The organism is Phycisphaerae bacterium, from assembly GCA_024102815.1.
GTDB lineage: Bacteria > Planctomycetota > Phycisphaerae > UBA1845 > UBA1845 > JAGFJJ01.
The window spans coordinates 214,807-233,272 of record JAGFJJ010000031.1; the positions used below are offsets into that span (position 1 = coordinate 214,807).

The 18,466-nt window shown below is 61.8% G+C and carries 11 protein-coding genes; all 11 read left to right on the top strand.

Annotated features, from left to right (window positions below):
• Positions 1 to 106 precede the first annotated feature (106 nt).
• Positions 107 to 1,912 (top strand): aspartate--tRNA ligase, encoded by a 1,806-nt coding sequence (gene aspS, locus J5J06_08480; GenBank protein ID MCO6437110.1) that lies wholly within the window; start codon positions 107 to 109, stop codon positions 1,910 to 1,912.
• A gap of 136 nt (positions 1,913 to 2,048) precedes the next feature.
• Entirely contained in the window at positions 2,049 to 3,152 is a 1,104-nt protein-coding gene (locus J5J06_08485; protein MCO6437111.1) for a zinc-binding dehydrogenase, read from the top strand.
• A gap of 144 nt (positions 3,153 to 3,296) precedes the next feature.
• The gene (gene rocD, locus J5J06_08490) at positions 3,297 to 4,508 is read left to right on the top strand and encodes an ornithine--oxo-acid transaminase (protein ID MCO6437112.1); all 1,212 of its coding nucleotides are present in this window, start codon (positions 3,297 to 3,299) and stop codon (positions 4,506 to 4,508) included.
• Between the two features lie 48 nt (positions 4,509 to 4,556).
• A complete protein-coding gene (locus J5J06_08495) occupies positions 4,557 to 4,883 on the top strand; it encodes a nucleotidyltransferase domain-containing protein (protein ID MCO6437113.1) in 327 nt (108 codons plus the stop codon).
• Entirely contained in the window at positions 4,873 to 5,214 is a 342-nt protein-coding gene (locus tag J5J06_08500; GenBank protein ID MCO6437114.1) for a DUF86 domain-containing protein, read from the top strand. Before J5J06_08495 ends, J5J06_08500 begins: the two co-directional genes overlap by 11 nt.
• Positions 5,215 to 5,311: 97 nt before the next feature.
• Positions 5,312 to 6,205 (top strand): ornithine carbamoyltransferase, encoded by an 894-nt coding sequence (argF, locus tag J5J06_08505; protein ID MCO6437115.1) that lies wholly within the window; start codon positions 5,312 to 5,314, stop codon positions 6,203 to 6,205.
• 98 nt (positions 6,206 to 6,303) lie between these two features.
• Positions 6,304 to 7,272 carry a carbamate kinase gene (locus tag J5J06_08510; GenBank protein MCO6437116.1) on the top strand — a complete coding sequence of 323 codons (969 nt, stop codon included), beginning with the start codon at positions 6,304 to 6,306 and terminating at the stop codon, positions 7,270 to 7,272.
• Between the two features lie 546 nt (positions 7,273 to 7,818).
• Complete coding sequence (locus J5J06_08515; protein MCO6437117.1) at positions 7,819 to 10,551, top strand: thrombospondin type 3 repeat-containing protein; 2,733 nt, start codon at positions 7,819 to 7,821, stop codon at positions 10,549 to 10,551.
• Positions 10,552 to 10,629: 78 nt separating this feature from the next.
• Complete coding sequence (locus J5J06_08520; protein ID MCO6437118.1) at positions 10,630 to 12,900, top strand: hypothetical protein; 2,271 nt, start codon at positions 10,630 to 10,632, stop codon at positions 12,898 to 12,900.
• Between the two features lie 151 nt (positions 12,901 to 13,051).
• The gene (locus tag J5J06_08525; protein ID MCO6437119.1) at positions 13,052 to 15,235 is read left to right on the top strand and encodes a hypothetical protein; all 2,184 of its coding nucleotides are present in this window, start codon (positions 13,052 to 13,054) and stop codon (positions 15,233 to 15,235) included.
• 440 nt (positions 15,236 to 15,675) lie between these two features.
• Positions 15,676 to 18,466: VWA domain-containing protein (locus J5J06_08530; GenBank protein MCO6437120.1), on the top strand; the 2,791-nt coding region annotated here is incomplete at its 3' end.

Consider the following 18,466-nt stretch of genomic DNA (forward strand, 5'->3'; position numbering starts at 1 on the left):
TCGGCAAAGTAGGCTCCGCGCCCAGGGGGGCGCGGAGAGTCCGAAACTCGGGGGATGCCGCGCAAGTGCTCCCTGCTCGAACAACCATGGTCAGCGTGCCTGAAGGATGAAGGAGAGAACGTTGGGCATTCCCTATAACAAGCGATCGCATCGTTGCGGGGACCTGAGAGCCGGTGACGTCGGCCAGGAAGTGATTCTGGCCGGGTGGGTCCATTCTGCTCGCGACCACGGCGGGATGACCTTTATCGACCTTCGCGACCACACCGGTATTACGCAGTTGCGCTGCAATCCCGACCATTCGCCCGAGGCGCACCGCATTGCCCGCTCGCTGCACAACGAGGACGTGGTGTCCGCTCGCGGGCGCGTCGTCCACCGCGGTGAGTGGGTCAACCCCAAACTTCCCACCGGTGAAGTCGAGGTCGAGGTTGCAGAGTTGGAAGTCCTCAGCCGCTGCGATCCGCTGCCCTTCCAGGTCAACGACGAATTCGAGGCCAACGAAGACCTGTGCCTCAAGTATCGCTTCCTGCACCTTCGCCGCCCGGAGATGCAGGCCAAGCTGCGCTTGCGCCACACGATCGGCCGGGCGATCCGTGAGTACTTCAACGATCAGGGCTTCGTGGAAATCGAAACCCCGTTCCTGACCAAGTCCACGCCCGAAGGCGCTCGCGACTATCTGGTTCCGTCGCGCGTCAAGCCGGGCGCGTTCTACGCCCTGCCGCAGTCACCGCAGATCTTCAAGCAGTTGTTCATGATCGCGGGGTTCGATCGCTACGCGCAGATCGTCCGCTGCTTCCGCGACGAGGATCTGCGAGCCGACCGCCAGCCGGAGTTCACACAGCTCGATATGGAGATGGCCTTCGTCGACCAGTCGGACATCCTCACGATGGTCGAAGGCTGCGTGAAGCGCATCTTCAAGGAGGCCCTCGGCATCGACATCAAGACGCCGCTGCCGCGCATGACCGAGGCGGAGTCCCTCCAGCGTTTCGGCACCGACCGGCCGGATATGCGCTACGGGCTGGAGCTTCAGGACGTCACCGATCTCGTCCGCGACAGCGACTTCCAGGTCTTCAAATCCGCGATCGAAGCGGGCGGCATGGTCAAGTGCATCGTGGCCTCCGGCGGCGACATGCTGACCAGGAAAGTCACGGACGGGCTCACGGAGGAAGTGAAGGGCATGGGCGGCGCCGGCCTGCCGGTGACCAAGGTCATCGACGGCGCCAACGGTCCGGAGTTTTCCACCGGCGTGGCCAAGTTCCTACAGCCGCTGCTCGGCCCCATCTGCGAGCGTACCGGCGCGAAAACCGGGGACACGATTTTCTTCATGCCCGGCAGCTTTGCCGACGTGTGCAAGTACCTCGGCTACATCCGCGCCCGCCTGGCGGAAATCATGGAGATCATCCCCGAGGACGAGTGGAACCTGCTCTGGGTCGTGGACTTCACCCTCATGGAGTGGGACGCGGAGGAGAAGCGCTGGTTCGCCAAGCACCACCCCTTCACCGCGCCGATGGATGAGGACGTGCACCTGCTCGACACCGATCCGGGCAAAGTTCGGGCCAAGGCCTATGACCTGGTGCTCAACGGCGTGGAGATGGCCGGGGGCAGCATCCGTATCCACCGCCGCGATGTGCAGGAGAAGGTGTTCAGCGTGCTGGGCCTTTCGCCGGAGGAAGCACGGGAGAAGTTCGAGTTTCTGCTGGAGGGCCTGCGCTTCGGAGCGCCCCCGCACGGCGGCATCGCATTCGGGTTCGATCGCTGGGCGATGATCCTCAGTAAGTCGGAGAGCCTGCGCGAAGTGATCGCCTATCCGAAGACGCAGCGCGCCGTCTGCCCGTTGACCAATGCTCCGACCACCGTGGCCCAGAAGCAGCTCGACGAGCTGTTCCTGTCGATCAAGCCGTTGCCGAAGAAGTAGCCACGAAGCGACGGAGCCACCAAGCCACGAAGTTGGGAAACGGGTAACAGGAAGTAGGCACGAAGCAGAGTGGTTCGCGAACGCCTCCTCTGAGCCGCAGACCTCAGCCTGCGCGATCTGGCGAAAGCGATAAAGCATGTCGAAAGTGCAAACAACTCTCGCCGCCGTCATGCCTGGTTCCGGCCGGGCGGTGGAACTCCGCGAACTTCCCCTGCCGGAGCTCGAACCGGACTCGGCCCTGCTCCGCGTGGAACTCAGCGAAGTCTGCGGCACCGACGTACACCTGCGCGACAGTCGTCTTGCCGGCGTTCCGTACCCCATCATCCCCGGCCACGTGACGGTCGGGACTATCGATCGCCTTCGCGGCACGATGAACGACATTTACGGCGCTCCCCTGGCCGAAGGCGACCGCGTCACCTTCCTCGACGTGCACCGCACGTGCCACCAATGCTGGTACTGCCTCGTCGCCAGGGCTTCGACGCGCTGCCCGCATCGCAAAGTCTACGGCATCACCTACGGCGTCGGCGACGGCCTCACCGGCGGATGGGCGAAGCATCTCTACTTGAAGCCCGGCGTGCGCTGCATCCGCATGGACGGCGTCCCCAGCGAGCTCTACATGGCCGGGGGATGCTCGCTACCGACGGCCTTGCACGCCGTGGAGCGGGGGGAAATTCGCCTTGGCGACACGGTGCTCGTGTTGGGGAGCGGCCCCGTGGGCCTGTCGGCCGTGGGGTTCAGTGTGCTTCGAGGAGCGGCCGGCGTGTTGTGTATCGGCGCCCCTACGGAACGGCTTTCCGCGGCGAAGGGGATGGGTGCGAGCGATGCGCTGGATTTCACCGCGGCATCGGATTCGGAGCGCGTCGATTGGGTTCACAGTCATTCGCACGGCCGGGGGGCAGATGTGACCATCGAGTGCACCGGCTCCCCCGCGGCCGTGGTTCAGGCGATGCACTACACGCGCGATGGCGGAACGGTGGTCGTCGTCGGGCAGTACACCGACCACGGCGACGTGGCCTTCAACCCGCACCTGGACCTGAACAAGAAGCACCTCGACGTGCGGGGTTGCTGGGGGTCGGATTATTCGCACTTCCATCGCGGTGTGGAGATGCTGCGGACGCCTCGCGGCCAGGCGCTGTGGGGCACGCTGAAATTGAAGCGGTACCCCTTGGAGGGGGTCAACGACGCTTTGGCGGCGGTGCAGGCAGGCGCGGTGATCAAGGCGCTGGTCGATCCGCAATGACACCCGAAGCGATCGCTGTCCGCCACGGCATCCTTGATCCGCGGAGCCGACAACGGCTATACTCGCCGCGCTTCAAAACGGCGCGGTTGGAGTGCGCTGCCTCGCCCCTGCGAAAAAGGAACAACGATGAGTGTACACGCTGAGATGACGGGCGTCGGCCCGAACGCCGCCAGGCACATCGAGACGGTCGACAAGTACGCAGCTCACAACTACCACCCCTTGCCGGTCGTGGTCGCCAAGGCCGAGGGAGTCTGGGTGACGGACGTTGACGGCAACCGCTACATGGACATGCTCGCGGCGTACTCGGCGGTGAACTTTGGCCACTGCCACCCGGAACTGATCGCCGCAGCAAAGGCCCAGCTCGACAAGGTGACGCTGACCTCCCGGGCATTTCAGAACGACCAGCTCGGCGCGTTCTGCAAGGAACTTGCCGGGCTTTGCGGCATGGACGTGGTTCTGCCCATGAACACCGGCGCGGAGGGCGTGGAGACGGCGGTCAAGACGGCGCGGAAGTGGGGCTACGACAAGAAGGGTGTCCCCGCCGGAAAAGCAAAAGTAATCTGCTGCGCGGATAATTTCCACGGGCGCACGACGACGATCATCAGTTTCAGCACCGACCCGCTTTGTCGTGAGGGTTTCGGTCCGTTCACGCCGGGCTTTGAAATCGTCAAGTACGGCGATCTCGATGCACTCCGCAAAGCGATCGATGCCAACACCGTAGCGTTTCTCGTTGAGCCCATCCAGGGCGAGGCTGGCATTATTGTCCCGCCCAAAGGCTACCTTCAGAAAGCCCGCGACCTGTGCAAGGAAAATAACGTCCTGTTCATTGCGGATGAGATTCAATCGGGCCTCGGTCGTTGCGGAGCGACATTCTGCGTGGAGACGGAGGGCGTCCGGCCGGATATTTTCATCCTCGGCAAGGCGCTCGGCGGCGGGGTCATGCCCGTCTCGGCCGTGGTGTCCACGAAGGAGATCATGAGCGTCTTCAGCCCGGGCATTCACGGGAGCACGTTCGGCGGCAACCCGCTGGCCTGTGCCATAGGGCGAAAGGTCGTCGAGATTCTCAAGGGCGGCAAATACCAGGAGAACGCCCGTGTCGTCGGCGAGCACCTGTTCAGTCGGCTGCGGGCCATCAAGACGGACAAGGTGAAGGACATTCGCGGCCGGGGTCTGTGGGTCGGCATCGAGTTCCATCCGTCGGCGGGCAAGGCTCGGCCGTACTGCGAGGCGCTGATGCGCGAGGGAATGCTCTGCAAGGACACGCACGAGCAGACCATGCGTCTGGCCCCGCCGCTGTGCATTACCAAGGAAGAAGTGGACTGGGCGTGCGATCGGCTGGCCAAAGTGCTGGCGTAGGCGGCGAAGACGCCGGAGATTCCGCTTGCCGGTTGCGGGACGTCTGCGATGGTGAGAAAAGGCGCATCCTTGCACATTGAATTGCCGGGGGCGGAGATTGCCTCATTCTGTCGGCGTTGGGGAATCGTCCGCCTCGAAGTATTCGGTTCCGCTCTTCGTGACGATTTCGGCCCCGAAAGCGACGTCGATTTTCTCGTGACATTCGAAGACTCGGCCAGATTCAGTCTGTTCGATCTGGCCGACGCCCAGCAGGAATTGGAGGGAATTGTAGGCCGATCCGTGGATCTTGTGGAACGGCGCCCGATTGAACAAAGTGCGAACTGGATCCGGCGAGGGTTGATACTAGGGAATACGCTTCCGGTTTATGTCCGTTGATCTGGCATCCTTGGTAGATATTCGCGAGGCGATCCGCCGGGCCACCGGTTTCGTCGAGGGGCTGGACCACGCTCGATTTCTGGAGGACGAGCGCACCAGGTGGGCCGTGTTCAGTCAGATCGTGATCATTGGGGAAGCTGCGAATCGGGTCTCCCGTTCGTTCCAGGAGCGAACGCCTGAGTTGCCGTGGCGAGAGATGATCTCCATGCGTCATCGGCTTGTACATGGCTACGACGAAGTCAATTGGGATCGAGTTTGGGCGACGCTGGAAAGTGATTTGCCCATGTTGGCAACAGCGATCGCCCCCTTCATCCCGTCGGAACCGGAATGAGTTGAAGTTAAGCCGAGAGGTGCGCAGCGTTCAAGAGTAGCTTTGATTCAACGACAGGAGTTCAATCGTGAGCCTGGCAGGTCGTCATTTCCTTTCCATGACCGATCTTTCGCGTATCGAATTGATGGCCGTGCTGAGTACGGCGCGGCGGATCAAACGAACCAATCCCTCGCCGCCGCCGCTGGCCAACAAAACGATGGCGATGATTTTCCAAAAGCCGTCACTGCGGACCCGTGTCTCGTTTGAAACCGGCATGACGCAACTCGGAGGGCACGCGATCTACCTTGCGCCGACGGATATCAGCCTCGGCAAACGAGAGATCACCGAGGACATCGCCCGCGTGCTGTCGCGCTACGTCGATGTCATCATGGCCCGCGTTTTCGGGCATGACATCGTCGAGGACCTGGCGAAGTACTCCACCGTTCCGGTCATCAACGGCCTCAGCGATCACGAGCATCCCTGCCAGATTCTGGCGGATTTGCAGACCATCCAGGAGCGCAAGGACCGATTCGAGGGGCTCAAGTTCTGCTTTATCGGCGACGGGAACAATGTGGCTCACTCGCTCATGCTCGGCTCGGCGATGGTGGGTATGCACGTGACGGTGATCACGCCGAAGGGGTACGAGCCGAAAGAGGACGTGCGCCGCCAGGCTGAGGCAATCGGCAAAGAGACGGGGGCGAAGGTCGCGGTGACCAACGATCTCGGCGCGACGGAAGGGGCTGACGTCCTTTACACCGATGTCTGGGCTTCGATGGGTCAGGAAGCCGAGGCGGCCGAGCGGAAGCGCATCTTCGAAAAGTACCGCATCGACGCCGATACGATGAAACGCGCCGACCGCAATGCCGTCATCCTGCATTGCCTGCCGGCGCATTATGGTGACGAAATTGACTACGAAACGGCCCGGCTTCCGAATTCTGCGATATTCGACCAGGCCGAGAATCGGATGCATGCACAAAAGGCCCTCGTGCTGCATCTGCTGGCGTGCGCGTGATCTGGCGCTCGTCGCCAATGATTTCCTGCGATGAACTCCGATGTGTTGTTGCGGGGATGTTTGCCCGAACGGTCGACTTGTTGACGGGATGATGGAAGATGACGGGAGCAACCAAAGGTCAACGAATCGTCGTAGCGCTGGGCGGCAACGCCATCAGCTTGCCGGATGAGGAAGGCCGCGTCGATCAGCAGTTCTTCCACTCCCGAGAGGCTGCCGCGCATCTCGTCTCGCTTGCGGAACAGGGCCACCAACTGGTCATCACCCACGGCAATGGTCCGCAGATCGGCAATTTTCTTTTGCGCAACGAGGCGGCGGCGGGCAAGATCTACGCCCTGCCCATGGAAGTGGCCGTGGCCCATGTCCAGGGCGGCATGGGATTCATGATCGCCCAGGTGCTCACCAATGAGCTGGCGAAGCGTAAGATCGATCGCGTAGTGAATGCCGTCGTGACGACGGTACTCGTACATGAGGATGATTCTTCCTTCCAGAATCCGACCAAACCCATCGGCCGGATCCTCAGCCGCGAAGAGGCTGGCCACTTCGCACAGAATGACGGGTGGACGATGAAGGAGGTCTCGCCGGGTAAGTTCCGACGCGTCGTGCCGTCGCCGCGGCCGCAGCACATCATGGAGATCGAACTGATCCGCGAGGCCGTTGCTTCCGGCCAGATTCTCATTGCCTGCGGGGGCGGAGGGATTCCCGTGGTGCGCGACGGCCATGGAGATCTGCGCGGGGTCCGAGCGATTATCGACAAGGATCTGGCGAGTGCACTCCTGGCCAACGAAGTCGATGCCGACGCCATGATGATTCTGACCAATGTCGAGAGGGTCTGTCTCGATTTTGGGAAGCCGACCCAGCGCGATATTTCCGAAATGACGCTGGATCAGGCTCGTCGCTGGCTCGCGGAGGGTCAGTTCCCGGCCGGCTCCATGGGGCCGAAGGTTCAGGCGTCGGTTGTGTTCCTGGAGCATTCCAGGAAGAGGGACGCTCACGTCTTCATCGGTTCTCTGGAGAAAGCTTCGAATGTCATCCGTGGCGTGTCCGGCACGCGGATCAGCAAGTCCTGACCGAATCGCGGAAGCAGTCGGCCATTTCACGTGAGGCAAATAGCACTTTTCGTGGGCCAATTGACGCATCCGTCTCGGACCGACAGGTCGAATGACTCATAATCGCACATAGTCTGCTCAATGACCGCGTGCACCTCGGCGTGATGACTCCGGACCAATTAAACCAGCAGTTAACTTATTTGACGGCTTTACTCGGGCGGGCCTAAGCTCACTAGATTGTGGATACGACCAGAAGGGGGGATTTAGCTGATTCAATGCGGGGCGATCCGCCGCTATAATACCGCGTTGTCAAGTGACTTGGGGGGAATCCCTGGCACCGCGATTGCTGAACTTCCGGGCGAAGCACGTTGTCCGGGCGGAGAGCGGTGTCATCGGGCTGATGTAAACCGGCGAGCTTGGCACGGGGGTAGATCGGGACCTCGCAATCTGAGCCTTCGCGACCGATGAAATCGGGCGGACGACCTCGCAGTATTATCGGCCGTCGCCCGGTTCTCGAGCCTTTCTTTGAGGCAGCCTCCGCCGGTCGGAATCGGGGTCTGGGGGAACATGATGAGCAGGGACTGGAAGAGGGGCGACTGGCGCTGGGCGGCCGCGTGCAGCGCGTTCGTCGTTGTCGCGGCTTACCTCGTCTTGCTCGCCCAACGGGCGCCCGCTCCCGTTCGCGCCGACGCCCCGGACCGCGAGGTCTGCCTGACTGTACTGGGCGGCACGCTTTCCTTGAAGCTCGACCTTCCCGCCTCCGACCTTTTCGGGGGACCGCTCCTGGCGCAAGGCCACCGATCGGATGAAGATACCCGCTGGGTCGAGCGGGAAATGGGCTTTGATGTCCACGTTTCGACATTGACGCTGTCCGAAGGTCCGGGTTTCGATCGAATTCTGGGCGGGCGGCTGAATACCGGGGGCGCGATCATCCTCAGCCAGGGGGAGCCGCGTACCGTCTTCGGCAATCTGTCGCTGGAACCGGATGCTTCCGGTCACCTCATCATCCGCAACGGGCTGGACGACGCAGCAGAGACCACCGCGTTGTTCACCGTCAAGGACGCCCGGTTGGAATTGAATGATCGAGAGGGCCTGTTGCGCGGTGAAGGGAAAATCGCGCTGTCCCCGGATTGGGCCGCAGCACAGGGGGTCCGGTATCCAGTCGGGCGCACGATCGGTGCGGTTTCGTTCGAGGTCGCCGTTGAAGGACTTGCGAACGACGAATCGGCGCCGAACGTCCGACGTGAAACGCGCGCTCCGAAGGGCACGAGGGGTGACCAAGTGCATCGCGAGGGCGCTGCCGGTTTGCCGGATTCGAATCCCAAGGCGGATGCTCCGGACTGGGTGGTGGGATATTCCGAGGTCCCCTCGGCCAATGCCTGCGACGAAGAAACGGCGTCGTCGCGTTCCCCGCTGGCGGGCGACATCGGTCCGGACGTGATCGTCGCCGATCTGCACGCCGTCGGCTATTACGGACATGTGGGTGGCATCACGGCGTATGCGATCGGAACCTATGCCTGCAATCTCGGAGACGAGCGGGCAAGCTGGAACGCGATCACTTCCGAGCATCCCGCGATTATTCAGAACATGTACCGTCTGAAGGACAACGAGTTCTCTCAGATCGGCATGGCCTGGATCAAACACGGATTTTACGCGGTGTCGTACAGCCTGTGTGGTCCGTGCATGGACGAGGTGCCGGACGGGCAGCAACTGGGCGTAGGGTGTGCCGATCCCTACAGTGCCAACCTCAACTCGATTCAGTCCAACATGAGCCCGCGAGCGCAGGTCAACGGATACACGGGCGTTTTTCCGTTCCCGCCCACGGCGCCGCCCTTTGACGATGACGTGGATCGCCGGCTTCAGGTACATGATGCCGATGTCGATCCGGTGCTGAACGCCGGGGCGCGGTACTTCATTGAGGGTCATTACGTGATGGCCGATGACGCCGCGGCGGGAAACAGCGAGAACAACGCCTCCTATCGCGAGATTCACATCGCCGAGGATCCGCGTGTGCCGGACCGATTCCTCATGGTTCTTGACGCGGGTCTGCAAACCATGCGCGAGCAGCCCGCCGTGCGAGCCTGGAAGGATGTCGATCCGAGCGTCGTGGAAACGGATTTCCACGTGCCGGGCGAGGGGCTGTTCATCCTCGCGGGTAAGGCGATTGATCTGGGGACCGGCGTATGGCGCTATCGCTACACTCTCCAGAACCTGAACTCCGACCGTGCCGCAAAGGCGTTCTCGATTCCCATTCCTGACGGCGCCGTGGTTTCGAACATCGGGTTTCGGGACGTCGAGTACCACAGTGGCGAGCCGCAATCCAACGCAGACTGGACTCATTCCGTTGCCGGGGGCTACGTCACCTGGACGACGGAAGATTACTCCGTCAACCAGAACGCGAATGCTCTGCGCTTCTCCACGTCGTACAGTTTCTCGTTTGATGCCAACGTGGAGCCGGCGACGACAAACGCCGTGATCGACCTGTTCAAACCCGGGCTGCCGGCCAATGTGTCCGACGTGACCATCGGGCCGAAGCTCGCATTCATCGACTGCAACCAGAACGGCGTTGCCGATGAATGCGACGTGGATTGCGGCGCCCCGGACTGCACGGAGCCCTGCGGAGGAAGCACGGACTGCAACGCAAACGGTGTTCCCGACGAGTGCGAGCCGGACTGCAACGAAAACGGGATCGCCGACCAGTGCGACATTCTCAACTGTCCGATGGGCGATCTGAGTTGCGCCGACTGCAACAACAACGTCGTGCCCGACGAATGCGAGCCGGACTGCGATGAGGACGGCATTCCGGACGCTTGCGACACCTTCGATGATACGGACGAGGACGGCGTTCCGGACTGCTTCGACTTGTGTCCGCTGAACACACCGGCCCGGACGTGTTCCTGTCCGCTGGTTCAGCGCTGCTACTTCCCGAGCCTGGGTGCGTGCCTTACGCAGGAGTTCTCTGTCGAAGCTTGTCTGGCCGCGCAGGGCATACCCCCGTGCATCCAGCGGCCCTGTCGGCAGGGTTGTCTTCTGGGCGATTTTGAGGTCGACGGGGACGTGGATCTTGCGGACATCGCTGTTTTCCAGCGGGCGTTCACGGGGCCGGGCGGTTTCAATGTTCAGGATTTCACCATCGTCTTCGATGCAAACGAGGACGACGATATCGATCTGGAAGATTTTGAAACGGTGTTTTTCAAGAGTGTACAGATCACGTGTCCAACCCCGCCTATTCCGGGTTGTGACGTGAGCTGGATCACCGGGCCGTGGGAGAGCGGGCCGGTGCCGTCCTTGTGTCCATAAACGGGAGGCGCAATTCCGTTGCCGAACGGACTTGCCGGGATCGGGTCGCTGGCGAGTCGACATACAGGGGAGAGAGCGATGCGATCCAATGGACCAAAGATCGGTCCCGTATCGGCCGTGGCGATTGTACTTGCGCTGGCTGCTCTTGCCGTTCCGGCCTTCGCACAGACATCCTGGTCCGATCCGGCGGATGTGGACTTCGACGGCTACATCGGCCAATGGGATTACCATTTCTTCGAATTCTGCTTCTTCGATTCCGGACCGCAGAATCCAACGGTCTATTCTGACTGTCGCGACGCGTTCGACGCCGATGACGACGGCGATCTGGACCTGCGCGATTATTCCGCGATCGAGCAGCGGTTTGGACACCTGCCCATGCCCCTGCGGGACGCGGCCGGGAACATCCTGACCGCCGGCTCGACCACGCCGTACAACGGTCCGCAGACCTGCGGCGTGTGCCATCCCGTGGCAGACCGCATCAGCAACGGAGCATGGTTCCAGGACGGTCGGACGAATACCGCCGGCCAGGTGGACATGGGGGATGACTACGACGGTGACGGGAAGTTCTGGATCAAGAGCGCCGGTCGATACGGCAAATGGGGACAGTCGTTTCAGTACATGCTCGCTTCGAAGGCCAACGGCCATCCGTCGGACATGGACCAGACGACGTTTGTGTGGGTCCGGGATTGCAGCGGATGTCACCCGGGCGGCGGGCCCGGCATGTTCGATCGCGACGATGAACTGCTTTACGACGCCTCCACCGGTCAATTCGGTTATGAAAAACTGGGGCTGACGAGCCAGGACGTCGAGCTCGATGGCGATTATTCGATTCTCGATTACGCGACGGGTACGGTTCGCCCGGCGCCGTGGGATGTCACGGGGCTCTCGGCGCCCGATTGTCTGCTGTGCCACCGTAATGACCGCCCGCTGGTCAACGGGGCGGATCAGTCGCACGGGTGGCGGAAGGGCGTATTGAGCAAGGCGGAGAAGCTCGAGGACAGCGGCGGGGCGCCGGTTCCCGCGTTTGCTGCAGCGGGTACGGCCGGGCAGGGATGGTTCTCCACTCTCGATCTGGGAGCGACGCCGCCCGTGCTGGATATTGACTACGGGCAAGGAGTCGCCAACGGCAGCCTGCTGGAGGACGGCGACGGATACCTGGCGATCGCCCCAACGTCAGTGACCTTTCCACCCAAGGATCAGGCCTGCTGGGGCTGCCATCCCTATGGGACGATTTCCGGCACGACCTGGTTTGACGACCGCGACATTCACTACCGGAAGTTCAATCGACTGAATGACGCCGATCCTTCGAACGACATTCCGCCGACGGAAAGCCGGGTCTGCACGGTCTGCCACCAGGGGAATCTCGATCACAACATCGGGAAGGGCAACAGCTTCCAGATTCATTTCCGCAACGACCTCGACTACCAGAACATGCTGACGTGTCGCAACTGCCACCTGACGACGCTACCGGACGGCATGCCCAACCCGCTGAAGCATCCCGACGCGCCGGACGTTCCGGGTGAGGCCTTCGTGCATAACGCCGACATGTTCAACATTCTTTCGTGTCAGTTCTGCCATATTCCCTACACGCTGCTGGGATCGGTCGTGTTTCGCGATATCTCGATCGCGTCGAGCGCCAGCGCGCCCGGTGCCTATGCGCCCGGAAACACAGGGCTGACCAGCCAGTACTACTCGGCCGATCCGATGGATCCGACGAATCCGGACAAGAGCACGTGGTACCCGTCATTCCTGTACAAGACGGACGTCGACGGCCAGCCGCGCTGGTTCCCCACGAGTGTCTGGATCAATATCTACTGGGCCGATTGGGATGACGGAGGAACGCCGGGCGATTACTCGGATGATGTCTTTGCACCCATCCCGACGTGGAAGCTCGGACAGATCACCAATTGGGGTCCGCTGGCCGGTGTAACGAACGACGATGGAATCGGCGGACCCGAGATCAACCGTCCGGAGGAAATGCTCATCTACATGGCGGCGCTGAAGGGCAACGACAGCAACGGCGAGCCCGTAGCGCTGCGTCCCGTGTTGGTGAAGGGCAAGTGGATCTGGTACGAGGATCCCGGTTCGCCCGATGGCGTGAATGCCATCTATACGGAGGACGCGGGGGATACCGTGACGTGGTATCCGTATCTGTGGAGCCTGGATCACAACGTTCTGGCCGTCGAGGAATCGCTGGGCTACAACGAGTTCGAGCCATTTGGCTGCGTTCAGTGCCACCAGGCGCCATCCGGGGTATTTGATCGTGAGATTCTTGTCGATCCGTTCGGCGTTGACGGTCAGCCGGTGTACCAGACCGTTCGGCAGATGACCGGTTTGAACCCGCCGTGACGGACATCACCCGGCGGCAAAGGTGTTTTCTGCATCTTGGGGGGGAAGAAACCTCCAAAACAGGGGAAACAGGGGAAGGCGTACTCAAATCTTCAGGAAGGGCCGGCGGCTCGGGCGCAGGTCCGGGTTGCCAACGAGAGAGGAGCGGGAAATGAATCGTAAGCGATTCCTCACCGTCAGTGCACTTGTGCTAACCATGTCATGTGGAGTCGCCGTGTTGGCCGCTGATCCGGCAGACACCGACGACAACGGATATATCGATCTGCGTGACTACGTCATGCTGGAATCGTGCTACCAGGGTCCGGGGGAGGGCCTGGCATCCGGATGTGCGACGCTCACCGACCGAGACTTAGACGGCGATGCCGACCTGGCGGATTTCGCCGGGCTCAGCAATGCGTGGGGGCACCTGGCGATGCCGCTGCGCGGATTCGACGGGAACATTCTCACGCCCGGATCGACCGAGCCCTACAGCGGCATCAAGACTTGTGGTGAGTGCCACGACATCGATTTCGTCAAAGGCAATCACTATCAGCAGGGCCGGACCGACGCCGACGGAAATGTCGTCATGAAGGACGACTACTTCAACGACGGCAGGTACTGGGTTCGAAGTGGAGGACGATACGGCCAGTTTTCTCAGGCGGCGTTGCGCCAGCATTCCGGGAAAACGAATCCGGACGAATCTTCGATGGACTTGACGGCTTTCACGTGGATCCGCGATTGCGGTGGATGCCATCCGGGGAGTGGGCCGGGACAGTACGATCGTGACGGCGAACTGTACTATGACTCCGCAACAGGCGAGTTCGGTTACGAGAAGCTCGGCATGACCGCAGATGACGTGCGCCTGGACGGGGATTACGCGGAAGTCAACGTGGCTACCGGACAGGTTACGCCCGCGCCCTGGGATATCACCGGACTGTCCGAGCCGGACTGCCTGATGTGCCACCGGTCGGGCCTGACGATCGTCAACGGCGTGGCCAAGAACCGTGAATGGCGGCAACTGGCCCTGGGAACGGGTGCAGCACTCGTGGACAACGTGGGCAATCCTGTTCCGGCTTTTCAGGCGGCGGGTCCGGCCGGTCAGGGCTGGTTCAGCACGTTTGAGCCCGCGGCGAACCCACCGAGGCTCCAGATTGACTATACCGTCGGTTTGACCGAGGGAAGCCTCATCGATGACGGCTCAGGAGGATTGGCGCTCCCGCCCACGACGGTGAACTATCACCCGACGGATGAGGTCTGCTGGTCATGCCACAAGGATTTCGCCATCATTGCGGGAACGATCTGGTTCGACGAACGCGACGTACACTTCCGGGGATTCAACGGACTCAACGACGAGGATCCGACCAACGACATCCCGGATTCGCACAGCCGGGCGTGCCTCGAGTGTCATCCGGGGTTTGCCAAGGGGAACAGCCCGCAGATTCAAGCGCAGAACGAGCTGGATTTTGTGGACTTCCGAACCTGTCGCGATTGTCACCTGGCGACGCTTCCGGGTGGAGCGCCCAATCCGCTCGCCCATCCCGACGCCCCGCACGTTCCCACCGAGGCATTCGACGATATTCACAAATTCGAGATGTTCGAAACACTGTCCTGCCAGTTGTGCCACATCCCCAGCGCCCTGAGTTACACGCTCATGTTCATTGATCCGGCGGGTGGCGGCCTGGGCTCCAGTGCACAATACCTATCGGCCGATCCGCTCAACCCGGCCGATCCGGATAAGAGCACGTGGTATCCCGGGTTGATTCAGAAGATGGACTCTGACGGGGTCATGCGCTGGTTCCCCGTGAACTACTGGCCCAATATCTATTGGGCGGATTGGAATCGAAACGGCACGCCGGAGCTTGAAGATGACGTGGTTGCCCCGGTCATTGCCTGGCGCCTGAAACAGGTGCTTGCCGGCCAGACCCCGGCGTTGACGGACGACAATGGCGACGGCGTTCCGGAATTGAACCGCCCGGCGGAGATTTTCGCGTACATGCAAGTGCTCAAGGGCAACGACAGCTACGGGCGGCAGGTCGCAGCCAATCCGGTCCTCATCAAAGGAACGCGGATGTGGTTCGAGGATGCCATGGCTCCCGACGGAGTCTCCTCGATCGACCTGCGTCTGCTCCCGATCGCTTTGGACTGGTATGCCTACGTCTGGGAGCTGGACCACAACGTCGTTGACCCGTCGCAGGCCTGGGGAGCAGGCGGCCAGCCGGGATGCGCCCAGTGCCATATCGCACCGGGGCAGTCACCGGTCTTCGACCGGAAGATTCTGGTCGATCCGTACGGTGCGGACGGACAGCCGGTCTATGAAACCGTGCGACAGATGACCGGCATCAATCCACCGTATTGAAGGGCGTTGCGAAGACTCCGTTCCCCTCCCGAGGACACGGGGCGGTCTGTGGACCTGGAGATTCTGTCATTTCACTGGTCAACTGAGCGGCAGGCGGTTTCGAGCGATCGGAGCCGCCTGCAACATTTCGGGAAGGAGCAGCGGCGGACTTTCGATTACATTGCTGCTGAAGGCAGGCTGTTCAAGAAGGGCGGGTGCATTTCGGTTTTGGCCGGTTCAGCGTATCTCCCTGCGCCCAATGGGGTTGCCAATCTTCCAGCCTCGATTGGACAAAAGGGCGGCCCCCAAAGTTCCACTTTTTGGTTGACTGCCTAGGTTCACATCACTAGATTGCAGCCTGTCTCAATTTCGGGCCACGGTGGCCGGCGGTGGAGCGCTGGTCACTCTCGTCAATGTCGCGAATCGATATCGGACGTACCAAGCGGAGGAGGGTGCTTTCTATGCGCGCAAGGGGTGTCGGATTTGCCGTCGCAGTCGTCTTTGTGTTGACGTTGTTGCCGATCCACAGAGCGCTGGGAGGAAGCGCCCTTGAATACAAGTGTTCCACGGCCGGAACTCTGTCGGTCTGCGCCGACATGGCCAAGTATCTGCCGGATTCCTGGGCCTATGTTTCCGGCAACGGATACGCACCGGACTCCGCCTTGACCATTCGAGTCACGCGGCCGGATGGTTCCATGGTATCCGGAGACGGTACCGGAGCCGCCTGGCCGACCGCGTATGACACGGTTGTAACCGACGCGGAAGGGCACTTCGACTACTTCTATTTCGTCAATGGTACCGCCGGGACGTACGTGGCGGACGTCATGGATGGCGGCTCCGTCGTTTCGGCTTGCTCGTTCGCCTGCTTTGCCGGGAGCAAGCCCAAGGTCGACGACGGCGCTTCAACCACGACGACGGTTCTTTCCATGGTGACGCTCGAATGGAACGATCCCGCCTCGGCGCCGACGCAGATGCGTGTGGCCAACGACGCGACGCCCGAGGACGGATGTTCCGATCTCGGCGGTGGAAGCTACACGGCCTGGCAGCCGGTAACCGATTCCAACGGCACCAACAGCATGGACTTCGCGTGGACACTCGACGCGGGACCGGAAGGCCAGCGCTCGGTTTGTGTTGAAGCCGCGAAAGGCGCGCTGGATGTTCCGATTGACTCGGCCGTGGACGAGGATCAAATCCTCCTGGCGGTCGAGAATCCGCCGTTGGGCGATGCGTGCGGTCTGGACGTCGTGCTTGTCATCGACGTTTCTGGCAGCGTCAACTCTACGCAGCTCGCTCAGTCGAAAGCGGCATTCGTTGGATTCGTCAACGCGCTGCTCCCCAGCACGCCAACGCAATTTGCCGTGGTCGAGTTCTCCACAACAGCGAACGTGCTTCTGGGATTCTCCTCATCGCCTGCCACCGTCATCGCCGCGATCAATTCCGCCGGTGGAGGTGGCTCCACCAACTGGGATGATGCCCTGTATGACGCGCGCCTTCTGTTTCCGAACCGCCTGGATAAGCCGGACCTCATCATCTTCTCTTCCGATGGCAATCCCAATTACCGCGGGGGCCACGCCAGTCACGGTAGTCCAACGAGCGTGTCCCCGGCCACGGCGCTGTCCTTTGCGGTCACCGAAGCGGACGCAGCGAAGACAGCCGGCATTCGGATTATCGCCCTCGGCATTGGTTCCGGCGTGAACATCGCTAATCTCCAGGCCATTTCAAGTCCCGACGCGGTAATCACCTCCGGCTTCGACACGCTTGCTGACGATCTGGCGGATCTTGCCATCCAAATATGCGGCGGCACGATCACGGTAAACAAGCTCATCGACGCCGACGGCAATCTCGCCACGACCGGCGACCAGACCCCCGCCATGGGGTGGACCTTCTCGACCAATGTGGACGCGCCGGACTTCTCGACGCCTGCCTCGGGCATGACCGATGGCAGCGGCCAGATCAACTTCGATATTGATCTGGGCGACGATCTCTCGGCAGTTGTCGATGTGATCGAGACACCGCAGGCGGGTTATGCCTTGCTCTCCGCAAGCTGTACGGTAAGCGGTACGCCTTCCGGGCTGGCGGTGAACGACATCACGGTGAGCCCTCTCGACGTCATCACGTGCACCTTCATCAATGCGGCTTTGTGCGGAAACGGCACGGTGGACGTCGGTGAGGATTGCGATGACGGCAATACCGTGGACGGCGATTGCTGCTCATCTACGTGCACCTTCGAAATCGCCGGGACGGCATGTGGCAACCAGACGCCGGAAGGTGCCTGCGATCTTGCTGATGTCTGCGATGGCGCCGGCATGTGCGTATCCAACCGCGTTCCGTCGGGCACCGAGTGCCGGGCGGCCGCCGGTGACTGCGACGTGCCTGAGTTCTGTGACGGCGTAGCGGCCGATTGTCCATCGGATGCCCTGGAGCCCAACACAACGGAGTGCCGCGCCTCGGCGGGCGTTTGTGACCCGGCGGAGTTCTGCACGGGGAGCAGCGCCGATTGCCCGGCGGACGTCCTCGAGCCGGGATCCACGGAATGCCGCGCGTCTGCCGGCGAATGCGATCAGGCCGAATTCTGCACAGGAAGCAGTGCCGATTGTCCGGCAGACGGTTTTGAGCCCAATACGACCGAGTGCCGGGCTTCCGCGGGTGTTTGCGATTCGGCTGAGTTCTGCACCGGCACCAGTGCAAGCTGCCCCTCCGACGTGTTCGAGCCGGACACGATCGAGTGCCGTTCATCGACGGGCGTTTGCGATCCGGCCGAGTTTTGTACGGGGAGCAGCGCCGATTGCCCGGCGGATGTGCTTGAGCCCGGAACAACTGAATGTCGAGCTTCGGCCGGTGATTGCGATCCGGCGGAGTTCTGTACGGGAAGCAGTGCTGACTGCCCAGCCGACGTGCTCGAACCTGGCACAACCGAGTGCCGAGCTTCTGCCGGCGCCTGTGACCCGCCGGAGTTCTGCACGGGAAGCAGTGCCGATTGTCCTGCAGATGTCTTCGAACCCGGTTCAACGGAGTGTCGGCCTGCTGCGGGGGTTTGCGACGTAGCGGAATTCTGCACGGGGTCTGACGCCGACTGCCCGGCTGACGCGTTCTTACCTGACACCACGGAGTGCAATGCTTCCACGGGCGACTGCGATCCGGCGGAGTATTGCACGGGATCGTCGGCCGATTGTCCGGCGGACGAGATCGCTCCCTTCGGAACGGTCTGCCGCGTGGTGGCCGGTCCCTGCGACATCGAGGAGCTCTGCGACG